At 61.5% G+C, this 17,962-nt stretch carries 15 protein-coding genes; 9 read left to right on the top strand and 6 right to left on the bottom strand.

Annotated elements, in window-relative coordinates; translation table 11 throughout:
- Positions 1-5: 5 nt before the first annotated feature.
- The 3 genes from ACYQ3M_RS00375 to ACYQ3M_RS00365 are packed head-to-tail and all read right to left on the bottom strand — an operon-like array spanning position 6 to position 2,246.
- Positions 6-596, bottom strand: coding sequence for a hypothetical protein (locus ACYQ3M_RS00375; RefSeq protein WP_460034061.1), 591 nt, complete (start codon positions 594-596; stop codon positions 6-8).
- Positions 593-1,171 (bottom strand): type II secretion system protein GspM, encoded by a 579-nt coding sequence (gene gspM, locus ACYQ3M_RS00370; RefSeq protein WP_460034060.1) that lies wholly within the window; start codon positions 1,169-1,171, stop codon positions 593-595. Before gspM ends, ACYQ3M_RS00375 begins: the two co-directional genes overlap by 4 nt.
- Positions 1,158-2,246 carry a PilN domain-containing protein gene (locus tag ACYQ3M_RS00365; RefSeq protein WP_460034059.1) on the bottom strand — a complete coding sequence of 363 codons (1,089 nt, stop codon included), beginning with the start codon at positions 2,244-2,246 and terminating at the stop codon, positions 1,158-1,160. The genes gspM and ACYQ3M_RS00365 overlap by 14 nt, the downstream gene beginning before the upstream one ends.
- 118 nt (positions 2,247-2,364) lie before the next feature.
- On the opposite strand from ACYQ3M_RS00365, the gene ACYQ3M_RS00360 reads away from it, so the two are divergent.
- Positions 2,365-3,615, top strand: coding sequence for a dicarboxylate/amino acid:cation symporter (locus ACYQ3M_RS00360; protein ID WP_460034058.1), 1,251 nt, complete (start codon positions 2,365-2,367; stop codon positions 3,613-3,615).
- Here ACYQ3M_RS00360 and ACYQ3M_RS00355 read toward each other — a convergent pair.
- Positions 3,588-4,037 carry a DUF5658 family protein gene (locus ACYQ3M_RS00355; protein WP_460034057.1) on the bottom strand — a complete coding sequence of 150 codons (450 nt, stop codon included), beginning with the start codon at positions 4,035-4,037 and terminating at the stop codon, positions 3,588-3,590. The two genes, ACYQ3M_RS00360 and ACYQ3M_RS00355, sit on opposite strands and share 28 nt — an antisense overlap.
- Positions 4,034-6,130: a glycogen debranching protein GlgX gene (gene glgX / locus ACYQ3M_RS00350; RefSeq protein ID WP_460034056.1), complete on the bottom strand. Its 2,097-nt coding sequence runs from the start codon at positions 6,128-6,130 to the stop codon at positions 4,034-4,036. The genes ACYQ3M_RS00355 and glgX overlap by 4 nt, the downstream gene beginning before the upstream one ends.
- Before the next feature lie 55 nt (positions 6,131-6,185).
- On the opposite strand from glgX, the gene metG reads away from it, so the two are divergent.
- The 3 genes from metG to nth are packed head-to-tail and all read left to right on the top strand — an operon-like array spanning position 6,186 to position 9,222.
- A complete protein-coding gene (gene metG / locus ACYQ3M_RS00345) occupies positions 6,186-8,186 on the top strand; it encodes a methionine--tRNA ligase (RefSeq protein ID WP_460034055.1) in 2,001 nt (666 codons plus the stop codon).
- A complete protein-coding gene (locus tag ACYQ3M_RS00340; RefSeq protein WP_460034054.1) occupies positions 8,183-8,524 on the top strand; it encodes an RnfABCDGE type electron transport complex subunit B in 342 nt (113 codons plus the stop codon). The genes metG and ACYQ3M_RS00340 overlap by 4 nt, the downstream gene beginning before the upstream one ends.
- Positions 8,521-9,222 (top strand): endonuclease III, encoded by a 702-nt coding sequence (gene nth / locus ACYQ3M_RS00335; RefSeq protein ID WP_460034053.1) that lies wholly within the window; start codon positions 8,521-8,523, stop codon positions 9,220-9,222. The genes ACYQ3M_RS00340 and nth overlap by 4 nt, the downstream gene beginning before the upstream one ends.
- On the opposite strand, the gene ACYQ3M_RS00330 is transcribed toward nth, so the two are convergent.
- Positions 9,169-11,481 carry a penicillin acylase family protein gene (locus ACYQ3M_RS00330; RefSeq protein WP_460034052.1) on the bottom strand — a complete coding sequence of 771 codons (2,313 nt, stop codon included), beginning with the start codon at positions 11,479-11,481 and terminating at the stop codon, positions 9,169-9,171. The two genes, nth and ACYQ3M_RS00330, sit on opposite strands and share 54 nt — an antisense overlap.
- A 152-nt stretch (positions 11,482-11,633) precedes the next feature.
- On the opposite strand from ACYQ3M_RS00330, the gene ACYQ3M_RS00325 reads away from it, so the two are divergent.
- Genes ACYQ3M_RS00325 through recG form a run of 5 tightly spaced genes read left to right on the top strand, consistent with a single transcriptional unit; the run spans position 11,634 to position 17,935 of the window.
- Complete coding sequence (locus ACYQ3M_RS00325; RefSeq protein ID WP_460034051.1) at positions 11,634-12,227, top strand: thioredoxin family protein; 594 nt, start codon at positions 11,634-11,636, stop codon at positions 12,225-12,227.
- Between the two features lie 20 nt (positions 12,228-12,247).
- The gene (locus ACYQ3M_RS00320) at positions 12,248-13,429 is read left to right on the top strand and encodes a phosphoglycerate kinase (protein WP_460034050.1); all 1,182 of its coding nucleotides are present in this window, start codon (positions 12,248-12,250) and stop codon (positions 13,427-13,429) included.
- A 39-nt stretch (positions 13,430-13,468) separates the two neighbouring features.
- Entirely contained in the window at positions 13,469-13,726 is a 258-nt protein-coding gene (gene rpoZ, locus ACYQ3M_RS00315; RefSeq protein WP_460034049.1) for a DNA-directed RNA polymerase subunit omega, read from the top strand.
- A gap of 9 nt (positions 13,727-13,735) precedes the next feature.
- Positions 13,736-15,889, top strand: a complete 2,154-nt coding sequence (locus tag ACYQ3M_RS00310; RefSeq protein WP_460034048.1) for a RelA/SpoT family protein — start codon at positions 13,736-13,738, stop codon at positions 15,887-15,889.
- Complete coding sequence (gene recG / locus ACYQ3M_RS00305) at positions 15,890-17,935, top strand: ATP-dependent DNA helicase RecG (protein ID WP_460034047.1); 2,046 nt, start codon at positions 15,890-15,892, stop codon at positions 17,933-17,935. It begins immediately after the preceding gene.
- The last annotated feature ends 27 nt before the right edge of the window (positions 17,936-17,962 follow it).

The raw sequence follows: 17,962 nt of genomic DNA, 5'->3' as shown, positions 1-17,962 counted from the left end.
ACTCCTTATTGTTGCGGTTTTTGGTTGGCGGCCTGGGCAAACGGATTTATCGCCTGACCCTGGGGCGGGTGCGGACGCGCTGCAGGAGGCGGTAAGGGGCGGGGCTTGATGAGTTTTAGGATCTGGGTTTGACCGCCCCGCTGCAGAACCACTTGGTCGTCTTTGAGCTCGGCCACACGCCAGCCGTCGATGAGCTCTTCCGGTTTAAAACGCAAGGTTTTGTTGTTGCTTGGGTCCTGGAGCAAAAGGATTTGTCCTGTCTCCGGGGTGACGATAATGCCGGTCAGACGGAACTTGGGCGGTTCTTGCTCCGCTCTGGCGTCGGCGGCGGTTTCGGCCTCCTCGGGCAAGGGTTTTCGGCCTTCGACGAATAAAGGGCGGTCAACGAAGGCCGAAAACGTCTCCATAGGGGGGAGTTCTGCCGGCGCTGGGGGAGGTTGAGGAGTTCGGGGAGCGTCCTGGGCCGCAGGCGGTGGCTTTAATGCGTCGGCAAGAAAGCGCTGCAGCAGGCGATACTCCAGGCCAAGGCCAAAGGCGGCCACCAGGCAGGCGATACCCAATAAGACGGTAAAGGGGCGGCGCTTGAGCCAATTCATGCCGGCGGGACCAGGTAGCCTTCCACTTCCATGTCCACGTTCAGGCGATCGGTCGGCACAAGAGAGCGGGTCTTGGGATCGAGGCGGCCAGGGAGGGCGCGGATGGTCAGGCTTTCGATCTTAAGCAAAGGGCGGCTGGATTCGATCTGATATAAGACCTCGCGTAGGCTTGGGGTGCCCGCGGTAAAGCGCACCAGCACCGCGATCCGCGTGAAACGTTCCTCCTGGCGGTGAGGGAGGACCTGAGTGCTGGTCAGCTCGCCGCCGGCGGTGCGGATGATGGCCGACAAGTGCTTTTGCAACTCGGCCGAAGCCAGCGCCGGCGTTTCCCCGCTCAGATAATACCGGTCAGCGCTTTGGTGCGACCGCGCCGCTTCGAGTCGAGCCCGCAAGCTGGGTTCTTCGGCGGCGATGCGGGACAAGCGCCCCAGTTGAAACTTGAGATCGGCGATGCGCTCTTGGTTAGAGCGCAGCCAGCTAAGATAAGGCGCGACCACCGCCAAATACACGAGCAGGGCAGGCAGAAGCAATAAAGCCAGCGCCAGCAAGCGCTGCGTACCGTCACTTAGGGGCATCGCGCTCGTAACCTAAGGTCATGCTGATTTGGAAGCGTTCTAGACCGGTGTTGCGGTCCTGGGTGACGGGCGAGACAAAATGGGTGTTTTGGAAAATCGGCGAGCTTTCCAGGATCTCGATCAATTTTGACGCGTTTGGGGAAGAACCGTCGATGCGCAGCTCCCCGTTGCGGTAGCTGAACCCGGTCAGCCACGTGTCCTGCGGCAACCTCTGGGCAAGCTCCTCTATCGCCACGATCATGGGAGGGGTGGCTTGCTTGCGCGTGATGCCGAAGCGGGCCGCCTGCTCGAGGGCGGTAACCTGTTGTTGCAGGGCCGAGCTTGCCTGCGCCGCTTTTCGGAGTTGCGCAACTTGCGCTTCGAGGGCGCTTAAAATGCGGTGCTGCATCACGAGCGGCAGGGCCAGGGCCAGGCCCAAAAGCGCCGCCAAAACCCCGGCCAAGCTCCAATCCAAGCGCTTTTGCCACCGGGTTTCGCGCGGGCGCCAGCGCGAAGGAAGCAGGTCAAGACCCAACGGAACCGGGGTTTGTCCCTCAAGAAGGGCCGCGTCTACGCGATGGGGTTTTAAGTTGGCTTGATGCAGGCGGGTAAGCTGAGCGTCGAGAAACGCGCGCGGCGTCAGGACGATCTCGACTTTAAGCTGGCGGCTTGCAGGCAGGCGTTCCACAATGCGGCTGGTAAAATACACCTGGTCAGCGCTAAAAGGGGTTTGGCGATCCAATTCAAACGCGATGACCTGGCGCAAGTTTTCCTCCACCGCGGAGGGCAAGAGGATCGTCTTGCGCAGATATTGGCCAGGCAGGAGCACGAGGGTGAAAGAAACTTCCTCGGCGGACTCGCGCGCGCGCAGCGAGGAAAGCATCGCCTCCAGCCCGCTGGGCTGGGCTAGAGGGCGCAAAGGCACGGCTTGCCCGCGTCCTTCCCATTGCCAGGCTTGCAGCTCTTCCTCGCTCGGCAAGGCGATTAAGATGGGCTGGCGATGGCTGAACCAGCTGCGCAGCTGTTGAGGGATCGCTTGGGACAGCTGGTCCTGCCACCAATGCCAGAACCGCTGCCAAGCAGGAGGTAAGGCCACACGATCTAGAAAAGTGGGCATCGTTTTAGCGCTATAGACGCGAGCAAGCCAAACGCTCGGCGATTCGGTGAAGCGGAAATCGGTTCGTTATTGTACTTGAATTCGCAGAAGACGAGGTATGTTGCAGGCTAAGCGTTTGCCTTGGGTGATGGGTGCCGCGATCGCCGGAGCGGTGGGGTTAGGTCTTGGAGCGCCACGCTTGGCTCAAACGTTGGATGTAGGTGGGGAAATCTTCCTCCGGCTGTTGAAGCTGCTGGTCGTCCCTCTGGTGATGAGCAGCGTCATGAGCGGCATCTTAAGCCTTCAGGACGTGCGCAAGCTGCGCCGTCCCGGCACGCTGGCGGTAGGGTATTACCTTGCCACGACCTTGCTCGCAGTCGGCATGGGAATCCTTTGCGTCGACTGGATCGCCCCGGGGCGCGGTGGGATGCCGCAGGACGCTCTCCAAGCCAAGGAGTTCGCCGCCCCGGCGGCAACAGACCTCGGCACGGTCTTTAAGCAGTTGGCGTTGATGCTGGTTACCGACAACCTGGTCGCCGCCATGGCTAAAGCCGATCTGCTCCCCCTGATCGCGTTTTCGATCCTGTTTGCCTGCGTGTTGACGGTCCTTGGCGATAAGGTCCACGGGCTCAAAATAGGGATCGTGCAGCTCAACGAAGCGATGCTGGCCTTCGTGCTGATGATCATGAAGGTGGCGCCTTTAGGGGTGTTCTGCCTGGTCGCAGCCCGCTTCGGCGAGGCGCAACTCCAGGGTAACTTCGGTCAAGTCCTCGCGCAGACCGGCTGGTACGTGCTGACCGTTTTGGTGGGGCTGGCGGCGCACGCGTTTGGGGTATTGGCGGCGCTCCTGTGGGGGTTCACCGGCCGTCACCCGTACCATTTCATGGGGCAGATGGCGCCGGCCTTGTTGACCGCGTTTTCTACCGCCAGCTCGGCAGCCACTTTGCCGGTAACGCTGGAGTCGGCGGTGGATCGCGCTCGAGTAGCGCGGCAGTCGGCGGAATTGGTGATTCCTTTAGGAGCGACCGTCAATATGGACGGGACGGCTCTGTACGAGGCGGTGGCAGCAATTTTCATCGCCCAGCTTGAGCTCGAATTGAGCTTTTTGCAGCAGATGACCGTTGCGCTCACGGCCACCTTGGCGGCTATCGGCGCGGCGGGAATTCCGGAGGCCGGATTGGTGACCTTGGTGATGGTGCTAGGCGCGGTCGGCCTGCCGGTGGACTATCTCGGTATTTTGCTGCCGGTGGACTGGCTGCTGGATCGTTTCCGTACCGCCGTCAACGTCTGGGGAGATTGCGTTGGGGCGGCGCTGGTAGAGAAGGCGTTCCCGACTTCGGTTCAACCCGATAGCAGCCAGCATTCGTAGCCGATCAGTCCTGCATACAGGCCAAACAGCCCAAAGAGGACGGCACGCAGCGGAATTTTCCAAAGCTTGAAATGAGCGTGCAGGAGAATAGCCACGACGGCGATCGCGGTGAGCGCGTATTTTATCCAGAAAAAAACCCAAGCGTCGGTTTCTAACAAGCGCGCCATCAGAGGATTGAGTTCAACGCCGCCGCGATCTAGGATCATTAAGGTCAAGAAGGCATCGAGCGCGCAGCCGCCGGCGATTCCCACCGACCAGAGCAGAAGCTTTGGGTCTTCGTAGACGTCCAGGTAATAAGGCGCTTGGCGTTCTGCGGCCCGGCGAGGGCCGCGGCGCCGGCCTCCGCCGAGCAGGTACCAAAAAGTCCGCCAACTCAGGCGGCGCCGATCGGGGCAGCGGCGAAGGTCAGACGGTTCGTTCATGCCTCTTTCCCCACCAAGACGACCAAGCTGCGTTCGATCAGCCGCAACCGGCTGCGGTCGAGCAAGACTTCGGCGCCTGTTTCGTAGATGTCGAAGGGCGAGGCGGCGGCGGTGTCTATGGCCAGGTGCCAGCGTTGTCTGGCCGGCAGAGGGGGTAGGTCGAACTCGACCGGCTCGCACGCCGCGTTGAATAACAGGCAGAGTTCGCGCCCTTGCGGGGAGTCAGGGTGGATGCGGGCGCCCAAGGCATGTCCCTCGTGCCAGTCTGGCGGCGAACGCTGCGGGCCGAACCATTCGATCTCGTGCGGCTGGTAAAAAGCCTCGCGGCTGAGCACCGGATGGGCGCGGCGAAAGCGGATCAGCTCGCGGACGAAGCGGACCAGATGCGCGTTTTTTTCCGCCAGCCGCCAATCGTACCAAGAGATTTCGTTGTCCTGGCAGTAGGCGTTGTTGTTGCCGCGCTGAGTGCGACGGAATTCGTCCCCGCCTAAAAGCATGGGGATGCCGCGGGAGACGAACAAGGTGGTCAAGAAGTTTTTGATCTGGCGCAGCCTTACCGCTTCGATGCGTGGGTCGTCGGTCGGGCCTTCGACGCCGTAGTTGCAGCTGTAATTTTCATTGCTGCCGTCTTGGTTGTTCTCGCCGTTGGCCTCGTTGTGCTTGTGTTTGTAACTGACCAGATCGTTTAAAGTAAAGCCGTCGTGGCAGGTGATGAAGTTGATGCTGTTGATCGGCAGCTTGCCGCTGTGCTGGTAAAGATCGGAGCTGCCGCACAAGCGGGTGGCGAACAGCCCCAGCAGGCCGCGGTCGCCGCGCCAGAACCTGCGCACCTCATCGCGGTAGCGGCCGTTCCATTCCGACCAGCGCGCGCCGGGAAACAGGCCGACCTGATACGCCCCCCCGGCGTCCCAGGCCTCGGCGATGAGCTTGACTCCGCGTAGGATTGGGTCCTCGGCGATGGCTTCCAACAGCGGTGGGTTGGGGATGAGCTTGCCTTGGCGGTCACGCCCCAAGATCGAGGCCAGGTCGAAGCGGAAGCCGTCGACGTGCATCTCGGTCACCCAGTAGCGCAGGCACTCTAAAATGTAATTCCTGACTACCGGATGGTTGCAGTTTAGGGTGTTGCCGCAGCCGGAGTAATTGAGGTAGCGGCTTGGGTCTTTTTCGTCCAAAAGGTAATAGACGCAGTTGTCCAGCCCTTTGAAGTTCAAGGTCGGGCCCAATTCGTTGCCTTCGGCGGTGTGGTTGAACACCACATCCAGCAACACCTCTATCCTTGCCTCGTGCAAGGCTTTGACCATGGCCTTGAACTCGCTCAACTGCGTGCCCGGTTGGCGGCAAGCGCTGTATTGGGCGTGGGGAGCAAAAAACGCCACGGTGCTGTAGCCCCAGTAATTGACCAAAGGTTCATTGGTCAGTGGATTTTTGCGGTCCAACTCGTGGGGATTAAACTGGTGCACCGGCATCAGTTCTAAGGCAGTAATGCCCAATTGCTTGAAGTAAGGGATTTTCTCGATCACGCCCAAGAACGTGCCGGGCCTTAAAACACCCGAGGAGGGATGAATGGTCAGGCCGCGCACGTGAGTCTCGTAGATCACGGTTTCGGACCAGGGGATTTGGGGCGGCCGATCGTCGCCCCAGTCGAATTCCTCCTCGCTGGGAACCAAGCACTTGACGCGGTATTGGTCTTTGGGGATGGGTTGTCTTGGGTGCTGACTCAGCCAGCGATCGCAGCGGATAGAAAAATCCCAGCGCTCTACGCCCACCAAGGCGACCGCGTAAGGATCGAGCAGAGCGCGATGGGGATTGAAGCGCAAGCCCAACTCCGGCGCGAACGGCCCGTCGGCCTGATAGACGTAACAAAGCCCCGGCGGGGCTCCCTGCACGCCCACGTGCCAGATGTCGCCGGTGCGGTGATGAACGGGATCCAGCTCGATGCACCATTTAGGATCCAGCGCTTCCGCATCGTCGAACAGCAACAACCAGACGCGGCAGGCATGGCGGCTAAACACCGCAAAGTTGACGTAGCTGCCTTCGGTACGCACGCCCAAAGGCAAAGGATAGCCGCGGCTGATCGTCAAGGCCGTTTCCATCTTGCTCGCTCTAGGCCGTAAAATAAACTGTTAAAGTTACAGGATCGGAGCGTTCATGCAAGCCCCACATCGCAAACTGTTGGTCACCAGCGCCCTTCCCTACGCCAACGGCCCCATTCACCTAGGGCATCTGGTGGAGTATATCCAGACCGACATCTGGGTGCGCTTCCACAAGCTCAAGGGTCACGAGTGCTGGTACGTGTGCGCCGACGACACCCACGGCACCCCGATCATGCTCCGCGCCCAGCAGGAAGAAATCACCCCGGAGGAGTTGATCGAGCGGGTAGGGAAGGAACACCGGGCCGATTTTGCCGCCTTCGACATTGGCTTTGATTGCTATTATTCCACGCATTCGCCGGAAAACCGGGAGCTCTCCGCGTGGATATACCATAAGCTTAAGCAAGCGGGCTATATCGAAAAGCGCACCATCACCCAGCTCTACGATCCGGTCAAGGCAATGTTTCTTCCCGACCGCTTCATCCGCGGCCAGTGCCCGCGCTGCGGGGCAAAGGACCAATACGGCGACAACTGCGAGGCGTGCGGGGCGACCTATTCCCCGAGCGAGCTTATCAATCCCGTCTCGGCGCTCTCTGGGGCGCGGCCCATAGAAAAGGAGACCGAACACTATTTCTTTACCCTTTCCAAGTTTCAAGGGTTTCTCAAAGAATGGGTCCACGGCGGTCGGCTGCAGCCGGAGGTAGCGCACAAGGTGGACGAATGGCTGCAGGCCGGGCTCAAAGACTGGGACATCACCCGCGATGCGCCGTATTTTGGGTTTGAGATCCCAGACGCTCCGGGCAAGTATTTTTACGTCTGGCTCGACGCCCCCATAGGGTACATGGCCAGCTTCAAGCGCCTGTGTCAAGAGCGCGGCTTAAATTTTGAGGATTATTTCGGGCCGCAGGCGGAGGCTGAGCTTTACCACTTCATCGGCAAGGACATCGTCTACTTCCACGTTTTATTCTGGCCGGCGATGCTGCACGGGGCCGGGCTTCGCACCCCGACGGCGGTGTTCGCCCACGGGTTTTTGACCATAAACGGCGAGAAGATGTCCAAATCGCGCGGGACGTTTATCAAGGCGCGTACCTATTTGGACCATCTCGATGCTCAGTACCTGCGCTATTACTTTGCCGCCAAATTGGGGCCGGGAGTAGAAGACATCGATCTGAACCTCGACGATTTTATCCTGCGCGTCAACGCCGATCTGGTCGGCAAAGTGGTCAACCTCGCCAGCCGCCTAGCCCCCTTCATCCTGAAGCGCTTTGCCGGCAGTCTGGCCGAAGCTTTGCCGGACTTGGCTTTGTTCCAACGCTTTCTGGCGGCGGGCGAGGCGATCGCCAAGCTGTATGAGGCGCGCGAGTTCGGCAAGGCGATGCGCGAGATCATGAGCTTGGCCGACCTGGCCAATCAATACGTCGATGCGCAAAAGCCCTGGGTGTTGGCCAAACAGCCGGGCAAGGAGGCCGAACTGCAAGCCGTGTGCACCCAAGGCCTGAACCTCTACCGGCTACTCATCGCCTATCTCAAGCCGGTGTTACCGCGCCTGGCGAAAGACTCGGAGGCGTTTTTGCGCCTGCCCGACCAGCGCTGGCCGGACTCGGCCACCCGACCCTTGCTCGGGCACCGAATCGGCGCGTTCCGGCCGCTCATCCAGCGCGCGGCGCCCGAGCAGATCGCGGCGATGCTAAAAGCTTCCCAGGAGAGCTTGAAGACAGAAGCTTCTCGGGCGGCGGAAGTCGATTATGCCGATTTTGCCAAGCTCGATCTGCGCGTGGCGAGAATCGAACAGGCCGAGGGAGTGGAAGGTTCAGACAAGCTGCTCAAGCTGACTTTGGATTTAGGCGGGGAGAGGCGCACGGTGTTTGCCGGAATCAAACCGGCCTATGCGCCTGAAGCGCTGCTTGGCCGGCTGGTGGTCGTGGTCGCCAACCTCAAGCCGCGCAAGATGCGCTTTGGCGTCTCCGAGGGCATGGTGCTGGCCGCAGGTTCGGGGGGGGAAGAGCTGTTTTTGATCGCGCCCGATCCCGGAGCCCGGCCGGGGATGCCGGTCAAATGAAGGGGTTAGCCATCGCCTTCATCGACGAGAGCCGCTGCGTGGGTTGCGCCCGCTGTCTGGCGGCCTGCCCGACGGATGCGATCGTGGGCGCGCGCAACTTCACCCACACGGTGATCGCTGCCCGGTGCATAGGCTGCAGGCTATGCCTGGACCCGTGCCCGGTCGATTGCATAGCGATGCGGCCGGCGCCGGAAGAACTCCAGCCCCAAACCCCGGAGGCAAAAAGCGCGCGCATTGCGCAAATCCGGCGCTGGGTCCAGGCCAAACGCCGGCGGCTGGCGCAAGAGGCACAAGCGCGGCGGGCGAGACTCGAGGCTAAAAAGGCCATTTGCCGATGAATCGGAATCAACGCCGGCAGATTTTCGAGCGCCTCGCGCAGGCCATTCCCAACCCCACCACCGAGCTCCACTATCGCACCCCGTTTGAACTCTTGGTCGCGGTGGTGCTGTCGGCGCAAGCCACCGACAAAAGCGTCAATCAGGCCACGCGCGAGCTGTTTCAAGTGGCAAACACCCCAGAAAAACTCTTGGCCTTGGGTGAAGAGGGATTGAGGCGCTCCATCCACCGCATCGGCCTGTACCGCACCAAGGCCAAAAACCTCATCGCTCTGGCCGAACAGCTTTTAGAACGCCACGGCGGGCAGGTGCCGCGCACGCGCAAGGAGCTGGAAGCCTTGCCTGGGGTGGGACGCAAGACCGCCAACGTAATTTTGAACACCCTGTTCGGCGAGCCGACCATCGCCGTCGACACCCACGTTTTCCGCGTCTGCAACCGCACAGGGCTTGCGCCGGGGAGAACCGTGCGCGAGGTGGAGGAAAAGCTCAACCGCCTCACTCCCGACGAATTCAAGCAGGTCGCGCATCATCTGTTGATCTTGCTCGGCCGCTATATCTGCACCGCGCGCCGCCCTAAATGCTATAAGTGCCCCATCGTGGATTTGTGCGAATACCCGGACAAATGCCTGGCGGCGCCGGACCTTAAGTCAACTTCGACCAGGCCGCAGGCGCAGGGTCGAAAGCGCGCGGCCAGGGGCTAAGGGCAGCGGTTTGCCCGTGAGCCAAAAGGCGTGTTGATCGGCGTAATGCGGCGACAAGGGATGGCCCGACTGCCCGCCTGGCATCTGCAGGAGTCCGGCGCCGGGACGCCCGGCCACCGCGGTGAGGCGCATGCTGGCCCCATGGCTTGGGCGGGCGACGCGCACGCATTCCGCACAGCCGGCCAGAGGATCCTCGGGAAGGTTCAGCCAGCGGCCGAGCCAGGCTCGCCCGTGGGCCAAGGGGTGGCGAATCTGCGCTCGATTGACCTCGCCCCAGGTGAGCCGGTCGATCGGCTTGCGATAGGTCTCTTCCAGCGCTTTGGCGGTTTCCAGCAAGCTGGCGCGCAAAAAGCTTTGCCAGTCGGGAAAACGCCGATCGGGCAAGGTGGCGGGATGGCGCAAGCGCAGAAGCTGGCGCAAGGGAACCTCGCTTTTCAGCCACAGGTAGCGGAAGTTCGGGTCGAGTTCCAGGCATTTGGCCAATAATGGCCCGAACACTTTCTGAGCAAGCTCCAAGCGCCAGCGGTCGAGCAAGGCGATCCCTTGGCTTTGCGGATCGGCGCGCCCGTTCCAGGCGGTAAGGGCGGCGCGAATCCGGCCGGCCAGCGGCGAGGTTTCGTTCTGCAGCACGCGGGCCGCCAGTTTCTGATAGAAGCGGTAAAAACGCGCGTCGGTGTCCAGTTGTAGGGCCAAGCTTGCGTAGGGGTCCGGGTTGGGGTTGGCCGCAAGCTGTTGATCAATCCGGTGGATTCTAAAGCTTAGGGCGAAGTGGTGGCCGATAGGGATCCGATCGCAGCCTAGGGTGCGGTGGTTGGCGGTGGCGAGAACGCCGGTCGGCGGATCGATCCGGCGCGGCAGCTCATAAGGGGTGTAATACCCGCGCCAGCCTTTGCCGTCGGCCCAGCTGAGGCTGAGGGTGCCGTCCAAGCCATCGCGGCGCGGCAACCGACCGCTCAAGGTCCAGCCGATGTGGCCTTGGGCGTCGCCGACCAGAGCGTTCTGCACTGGCATTCCGGCGCGGTTGAAGATGGCAAGGGCCTCTTGAACCGTGCGGGCTCGATCCAGTTCCAACAAGGCGAGATCGACCGCGCTCGGATCGAGCGCGCTCCAGTGCAGCGCCAGCGGGCGCCGCTGCTCGTCGTAAGCGACGACCGGCCCCCAGCGGCTCAGCGACACGGAAATTTGCCGTGCGCCCTGGCCCTTGACGGCGACGGTTTCGATGCGGAGGGTTAAGTTCTCCCAGCCTTCTGGGGTGCGGTAACGTTTGGGATCGGCGGGGTCGGTTTCGAGCACCACAAAGTCGCGCACGTCGGCCATGGCGTTGGTGAAGCCCCAGGCGATGTGGCCGTTGCTGCCGGCCACGATCCCGGGTACGCCCGGCAGGGTGATGCCGTCCAGGGTGACCCCCGGGTAGCGGAGCCGGGCGCGGTACCAGAGGTTGGGGACGGTCAGCGCAAGGTGCATGTCGTTGGCCACAAGCGCCCCTTGGGGAGAGGCGATGGCCCACTGGTTGGAACCCCAGGCAGGAGTCACCTCGACCGCGGCGGCGGCAGAAGACCGGCTTAGGAGTTCGGCGATGGCGGCGACCGGCACCGGCCGGATTGGACGGCGGCTGCACTTTTGACCGAGCAAAGGCAGATCGAGGGGGTCTTGATCGGGGGTGAGAAAAGCCACCACTTCCTCCGGCAAGGCCTGGGCCATCACCGTCAGCATCCGTTCCCGATCGCCTGCTTCGTCCAGTTCCTGAAACATGGACAGCACGACCAACATCGTGTCGCGGCAGCGCCACGGTTCAAAGTTCATCCCGAGCAGCCGAGCGAAAAGCGGTAAGTTAAAGTCGAGATAGGCGTTGACCCCTTGCGCATACGCCTCGCACGCGGACCGCTGCGCCTCGGGCAGGCGCGCCGCTATGTCTTGAGCGAGGCGGGAAAAGCCCAAGGTGCGTTGGCTAAGGTCCGATGCGAACGCCGCCTCGCCGAACACTTCGGCGAGCGTGCCGGCCATCTTGCGCCGGGTCAGCTCCATCTGCAGGAGGCGTTCTTGAGCGTGCAAAAATCCCAGCGCGCGCAAGGCATCCTGGCGGTTTTGCGCGTCAATGGTCGGGAGGGCGAGGCGGTCGAAGGCGACGGTTACCGGCGCCTCAAGCGCAGGCAGCCGGATTTCCCCGCGGTATTGGGGGAGCGAGGAGCCGACCAGCCACGCGAGCCCGGCAACGCAAGCCATCCCTAAAATCGCGCTGATTAAAACCGGCGCGCGCATAAAAACGCGGGAAAAAAGACAGGCGCGGGTGCGATTTGGTATGATTTTTTTAGGTTCTGACTCAAAGCAAGACGCGCTCGCCCAGATACCTTAAAAAAGCGATTGCGAAGTAAAAACCTAACTTACGGCCTTTAGCAAGAGGAGGATCCGCGATGGCAGCAACCCAAACCCCAGTGTGCGAATTTGGCCAACCCTGCCCCGATTTTGCCCTGCCGGGTGTGGACGGCAAAGTGTGGACGCGCGACCAATGCCGGGGACCCAACGGCCTTTTGGTGATGTTCATCTGCAACCATTGCCCCTACGTCAGGGCGGTTTTGGACCGCATCATTCGCGATGCGACCGAGCTTAAAAAATACGGGATCGGATGCGTGGCGATCAATGCCAACGATCCGAATCAATACCCCGAAGACTCGTTTGAGAACATGAAAAAACTCGCGCAAGAGAAGAAGTTTCCTTTTCCGTATCTGTTCGATGAGACCCAAGAAGTGGCCAAGGCGTTTGGGGCGGTGTGCACCCCCGACTTCTTCGGCTACAACGCCCATCTCGAGCTGCAGTATCGGGGGCGACTGGACGAGAGCAAAAAGGAGCCGGCGCCAAACGCGCGCCGCGAGCTGTTCGAGGCGATGAAAAGGATCGCCATTACCGGCAACGGCCCAAGAGAGCAGATCCCCAGCGTGGGTTGTTCGATCAAGTGGCGACCTGAACCTGAGGAAACCACGCAAGCGGAATCGACGCCGACAAGCTAAATTTTTATTAAGGAGGGTGCATGACCATCAAGTCGTTGAGCGATTTGGATTTGCGCGGCAAGCGCGTGCTGATCCGGGCCGATTTGAACGTCCCGATCGAACAGGGCAAGATCACTTCCGATGCCCGCATTCGCGCCAGTCTCCCGACCATCCGCCAGGCACTTGCCCAAGGCGCGGCGAGGGTGATGGTTATGTCCCACTTGGGCCGTCCCAAGGAGGGCGTCTTTGACGAGCAGTTTTCGCTGGCGCCGGTGGCCAAGCGTCTGGGAGAACTCTTGGGGCAGCCGGTGAGGCTGGTCCGCGACTGGATCGATGGCGATTTTTCGCAGGCCCCGGGCGAAGTCGTGCTGCTCGAAAACGTCCGTTTCTTGCCCGGGGAAAAGGCCGACGATCCGGAACTGGGCAAGAAGATGGCGGCCTTGTGCGATGTGTTCGTCATGGACGCGTTCGCCACCGCCCACCGCGCCGAGGCTTCCACCCACGCGGTGGCCAAGTTTGCGCCGGAAGTGTGCGCGGGGGTGTTGTTGCTGCAAGAGCTCAACGCTTTGACTCAGGCGCTAGAGCAGCCCAAGCGCCCGCTGCTGGCGATCATCGGCGGGTCCAAAGTCTCCACCAAGCTGACGGTGTTGGAAACTTTAGTGCAAAAGGTGGATCAATTGATCGTGGGCGGCGGCATCGCCAATACCTTCCTCGCTGCGCAAGGCTTCAACGTGGGCAACTCCCTCTATGAACCGGAGCTAATGCTTGCGGCCAAGCGCATCTTGGAGCAGGCCAAAGCGCGCGGCGCGGAGATTCCCTTGCCTGTGGACGTGGTCGTCGCCAAGGAACTGGCGCCGCAGGCGGAAGCGCAGGTCAAGCCGGTCGATCGCCTCGCCGATGACGATCGAATTTTCGACATCGGCCCGCAGACGGCAGAGCTTTACCTAAAGCGGATTCAAAGCGCCGCGACGATCGTCTGGAATGGGCCGGTGGGGGTATTCGAGGTTGATCCGTTTGGCGAAGGCACCCGCAAGATCGCCGAAGCGATCGCCCAAAGTTCTGCCTTCACCATCGCCGGCGGAGGAGATACGCTGGCGGCGATCGAAAAGTTTGGGGTGGGCGCGGGGATCGATTATCAATCTACGGCGGGAGGCGCTTTTCTCGAATTCCTTGAGGGCAAGAAGCTGCCGGCGCTGGAGATTTTGGAGCAGCGCGATGGTTAACTGGTTTGACCGCTTAAGAACAGCTTGGCAGGAGGTGAAATGGCACGCATTACCGTGGAAGATTGTTTAAAGCACGTCGACAATCGCTTCGAGCTGGTGCTCCTTGCAGCCAAACGCGCACGCCAACTGCTGGCCGGCGCCGAGCCTCTGGTAGACTGGGGCAACGATAAGGCCACGGTGGTGGCATTGCGCGAGATCGCTTCGGGAAAGCTGAATCTCGACAAGCTGCGGGAGCTGGACATGGACGGTGGCGTTGCTAAGCTCAAAGAGGTCGTGCCGGAAGCATCGACGTTTTAGGTGAAAACGATGACGGCGGCGCCTGCTTGGAAATCCGAGCGGCCTCAGGACGTCCTGGCGAGGACCTTGATCGAGGCGGTGTCGGGTTATCTCGATCCGGCCCAGATAGAGACGGTCGAACGGGCGTATCGATTTGCCGACACCGCGCACGCCGAGCAATTCCGTTTGAGCGGCGAGCCGTTTGTTTGCCATCCCCTGGAAGTGGCGTTGATCCTAGCTCAGGAAATGCGCATGGACGCAGCCGGAATCGCCGCCGCCATCCTCCATGACGTGATCGAGGACACGCAGGTCACTAAAGCGCAGCTTGCCGAGGCTTTTGGCCAGGAGGTGAGCGATTTGGTCGATGGGGTCACCAAGCTCACCCAGCTGGACTGCAAGTCCAAACAGGAGGTTCAGGCCGAATCGCTGCGTAAGATGATCCTGGCGATGGCCAAAGATCTGCGCGTGGTTCTGGTCAAGCTGGCCGACCGCCTCCACAACATGCGCACCTTGGGGCCGATGGCGCCCGAGCGGCGCCGCCGCTTCGCCCGCGAAACCCTAGAAATCTACGTGCCGCTGGCCGAGCGATTAGGGATGCACCGGATGCGCCTGGAGCTGGAAGAACTGGCCATGCGGGCCATGTATCCTCTCCGTTACCGGGTGCTCAAGAAAGCGATCAAGCGCGCTCGGGGCAACCGCAAGGAGGTCGTCACCGCCGTCGAACAGGCGATTTCCCAACGCTTGCAGCAAGCGGGCCTGCATTGCACCGTATCTAGCCGCGAGAAGCACATCTACAGCATCTACAAGAAGATGCGCGCCAAGGGGTTGGCTTTCCACCAGGTCTATGACGTCCACGCGGTGCGTATCCTGACCCAAAACGTGGATGAGTGCTACCGGGTGTTGGGCCTAGTGCACGGCTTATACAAGCCGGTCCCAGGGCGCTTCAAAGATTACATCGCCTTGCCTAAGGACAACGGCTATCAATCCCTTCACACGGTGGTCGTAGGGCCTTACGGGGTACCGGTGGAGGTCCAGATTCGCACCCACGATATGCATCGGATCGCCGAGCATGGGATCGCTTCCCACTGGCTGTACAAGAAAGAGATCGGCCAAGGCGATGCCGCCCGAGCCAGAGCCTACGCCTGGATCAACGAATTCCTCGAGCATCAGCGCAACGCGGGCGGATCGCTGGAATTCCTCGATAACCTCAAAGTGGATCTTTTTCCTTCCGAGATTTACGTATTCACGCCGCAGGGCGACATCGTCAAGCTTCCCCAAGGCGCCACGGCTTTGGATTTCGCTTATGCGGTGCACACCGAAATCGGCGATCATTGCGTCGGAGGCCGCATCAATGGGCAATTGGTGCCGCTGCATACCGTGCTCGACAACGGCCAAACCGTGGAGGCGATCACTGAAAGTTGGGCCAGACCCGATCCTTCCTGGCTCAACTACGTGGTCACCGCCAAGGCCCGCAGCGCCATCCGCAGTTTTCTGCGCAACCTCAAGACCCAGGAGGCGATCGCTTTGGGCAGGCGGATGTTGGAGGTGGAATTGGGCAAGCTGGGTGCGAGCCTAAAAACCCTCCCCCAAGATCGGCTCGACCTGCGCCTGCAGGCGATGGGGTTCTCCCGGCTGGAAGACTTGCTCGAGGCGATCGGCTTTGGCAACCGGATGGCCTGGTTGGTGGCCAGACAGCTTGCGGCGCCAGAGGAAAGCGTGGACGAGGCCGGCGGAAGGGGAGCGCCGCTGCTCATCAAGGGAACCGAAGGCCTGGTGGTGAATCTGGCGCGCTGTTGTCGGCCGATTCCGGGCGATGCCATCGTCGGTTTCTGCAACCCCGGCAAAGGCTTTGTGGTTCACCGCCGAGAATGCAAAAACGCGCTCGAGTTCCAAAAGAAGCAGGTGGACTGGGTGTTGGCCGAGTGGGACGAACCCACCGATGGCGAGTTCCCGGTGGAATTGCGCGTGGTTTTGTGGGATCAACCGGGCACCTTGGCCAAGGTCGCCTCGGCGATCGCCGAGGAAGGCGCCAACATCGAAAACTTCCAAATCACCCAGCAGGACAGCCACACCAGCACCGACATCATCACCTTGACAGTCAAAGATCGCGCCCATTTGGCGCGGATCATCCGTAGGTTGCGTAAACTGCAAGTGGTGTTAAAAATCTCCCGCACTAGGGCGTAAATGGCGGCAGAGGCTGCCTTTATCCCTCAGGTTGAATCCCTTTTCGGCGTCGGTCCCGCGCTGGCGGCGAAGCTTGCGCGGGTCGGCATCCAAGACGTGCGCGACTTGGTTTTGCACGCGCCGCTGCGCTACGAAGACCGGCGGCAAATCACGCCGATCGGGGCGGCCTGCGCCGGCAGGGTGCTGATCGAAGGCGAAGTCGCGCTTGCCGAGGTGGTCGGCAAGCAGCGGCCGATGCTGGTATGCCGGTTGTGGGACGGGAGCGGGGCGCTCGATTTGCGTTTTTTCCACTACCATCGCCACCTGCGCCGGCGGTTGGTTCCCGGCAGCCGCTGGCGTTGCTTTGGCGAAGTGCGAGTCACACCTTATGGCCGGGAAATGATCCATCCCGAGCTGGAACCGGCGGATCAGGCGTGGGCTCAAATCGTCCCTGTTTATCCCACGACCGCCGGGATCGCGCAAAAAACCTGGCGCCGCCTAATCGCTTTAGCGTTGAGTCGGCTCGATCCAACGCCAAAGTGGCTGCCGCAGCTGCCGCCAGATTGCTTGCCGGCCTGGGCGCCGGTTGATCTTAAGACCGCGCTGGTTGGCTTGCATCAGCCGCCTGCCGAAGATTGGGACGGGGGCGAGCGCTGCCGCCGCCGACTCGCGTTTGAAGAGCTGCTCGCCCACCGCTTGGCGTTCTGCAGCGCGTCCTTGGGCTGCGAGCGGCGCGCCCCGGTCCTGGTGGCCGAGGCCAAGTTGCTGGATGAATTTAGGCGACGTCTGCCGTTTTCGCTTACTTCCGCCCAAGAGCGGGTGGTGGCGGAAATTTACGCCGACCTGGCTAAAGACAAACCGATGGGACGGCTGTTGCAAGGCGATGTGGGCGCCGGCAAAACCGTGGTCGCCGCCTTAGCGGCTCTGGCGGCGGCAAGCAGCGGTTGGCAGACTGCGCTGATGGTGCCGACCGAGATTTTGGCCGAACAGCATTATCGCCTGTGGACGAGCTGGTTAGCCGAGCTGGGCATTAAGGTGGCGCTTTTGACTGCGCACCAAGGCAAAAGCCACCGGCGGGCGATTTTAGACCGCGTCGCGGGGGGGGAGGTGGACGTTTTGATCGGTACCCACGCGTTGTTTCAGCGGGAGGTTCGGTTTTTACGCCTGGGGCTGACGATTGTGGACGAGCAACACCGCTTCGGGGTGGATCAGCGCTTGGCGCTCAAAACCAAGGCGCACGCTTTGATCCCCCACTATCTGGTAATGACCGCCACGCCCATTCCAAGAACGCTGGCCATGCTGCGCTACGGCGATCTGGCGGTGTCGCGAATCGACGAGCTGCCGCCTGGGCGTAAACCCGTAGAGACTTGTGTGATGAGCGAAAACAAGCGGGCCGAGTTGATCGCCCGCCTGAAAGAATGGATAGTCGGCGGCCGCCAAGCCTATTGGGTATGTACCTTGATCGAAGAATCGGAGGCTTGGCCCGGGGAGGCGGCGGAAAAGACGGTGGAAACCCTACGCCGGCAGCTTCCCGGAATCCGCATCGGCCTGGTCCACGGACGCCTCAAAGCCGAGGTCAAGGAAAAGACCATGGCGGCGTTCAAGGTGGGGGAAATCGACCTGCTCGTGGCGACCACGGTGGTCGAGGTGGGGGTGGACGTGCCGAACGCGGGTCTGATGGTCATCGAAAACGCCGAACGCTTAGGGCTGGCCCAGCTTCATCAACTGCGCGGCCGCGTCGGCCGCGGCGGAGGGACGAGTTACTGCGTATTGCTGTACAAGCCGCCTCTTTCCGAAACCGCGCGCAAGCGCCTGGCTTACGTGCGCGATTGCCACGACGGTTTTGCGCTGGCCGAAAAAGACTTGGAACTGCGCGGCCCGGGCGAGGTCTTGGGGACTCGTCAGAGCGGCGCGTTCCAGTTTAGAATTGCGGACCTCGGGCGCGATAGCGACCTTGTGCCCGAGGTCAATCGCGTTGCCGAGCGCTTAAAGCAGCACGCGCCGCAGACGATCGCCTCCTTGCTTGCCTTCTGGCTCGAAGGAGGGGGAAGGTACGCTGAGGTTTGACCGCGCGATCCTTCTGCGAATCAGTCC

The organism is Methylothermus subterraneus (genome assembly GCF_054656915.1).
The sequence above is the reverse complement of the archived record's forward strand: the minus strand, read 5'-3'. Positions and strand labels throughout refer to the sequence as shown.

Coding starts and splice junctions, on each gene's coding strand:
- metG (WP_460034055.1), top strand. CDS start 6,186: ATGCAAGCCCCACATCGCAAACTGTTGGTCACCAGCGCCCTTCCCTAC.
- ACYQ3M_RS00355 (WP_460034057.1), bottom strand. CDS start 4,037: ATGAACGAACCGTCTGACCTTCGCCGCTGCCCCGATCGGCGCCGCCTG.
- nth (WP_460034053.1), top strand. CDS start 8,521: ATGAATCGGAATCAACGCCGGCAGATTTTCGAGCGCCTCGCGCAGGCC.
- ACYQ3M_RS00310 (WP_460034048.1), top strand. CDS start 13,736: ATGACGGCGGCGCCTGCTTGGAAATCCGAGCGGCCTCAGGACGTCCTG.
- ACYQ3M_RS00360 (WP_460034058.1), top strand. CDS start 2,365: ATGTTGCAGGCTAAGCGTTTGCCTTGGGTGATGGGTGCCGCGATCGCC.
- ACYQ3M_RS00330 (WP_460034052.1), bottom strand. CDS start 11,481: ATGCGCGCGCCGGTTTTAATCAGCGCGATTTTAGGGATGGCTTGCGTT.
- rpoZ (WP_460034049.1), top strand. CDS start 13,469: ATGGCACGCATTACCGTGGAAGATTGTTTAAAGCACGTCGACAATCGC.
- glgX (WP_460034056.1), bottom strand. CDS start 6,130: ATGGAAACGGCCTTGACGATCAGCCGCGGCTATCCTTTGCCTTTGGGC.
- recG (WP_460034047.1), top strand. CDS start 15,890: ATGGCGGCAGAGGCTGCCTTTATCCCTCAGGTTGAATCCCTTTTCGGC.
- ACYQ3M_RS00340 (WP_460034054.1), top strand. CDS start 8,183: ATGAAGGGGTTAGCCATCGCCTTCATCGACGAGAGCCGCTGCGTGGGT.
- gspM (WP_460034060.1), bottom strand. CDS start 1,171: ATGCCCCTAAGTGACGGTACGCAGCGCTTGCTGGCGCTGGCTTTATTG.
- ACYQ3M_RS00320 (WP_460034050.1), top strand. CDS start 12,248: ATGACCATCAAGTCGTTGAGCGATTTGGATTTGCGCGGCAAGCGCGTG.
- ACYQ3M_RS00325 (WP_460034051.1), top strand. CDS start 11,634: ATGGCAGCAACCCAAACCCCAGTGTGCGAATTTGGCCAACCCTGCCCC.
- ACYQ3M_RS00375 (WP_460034061.1), bottom strand. CDS start 596: ATGAATTGGCTCAAGCGCCGCCCCTTTACCGTCTTATTGGGTATCGCC.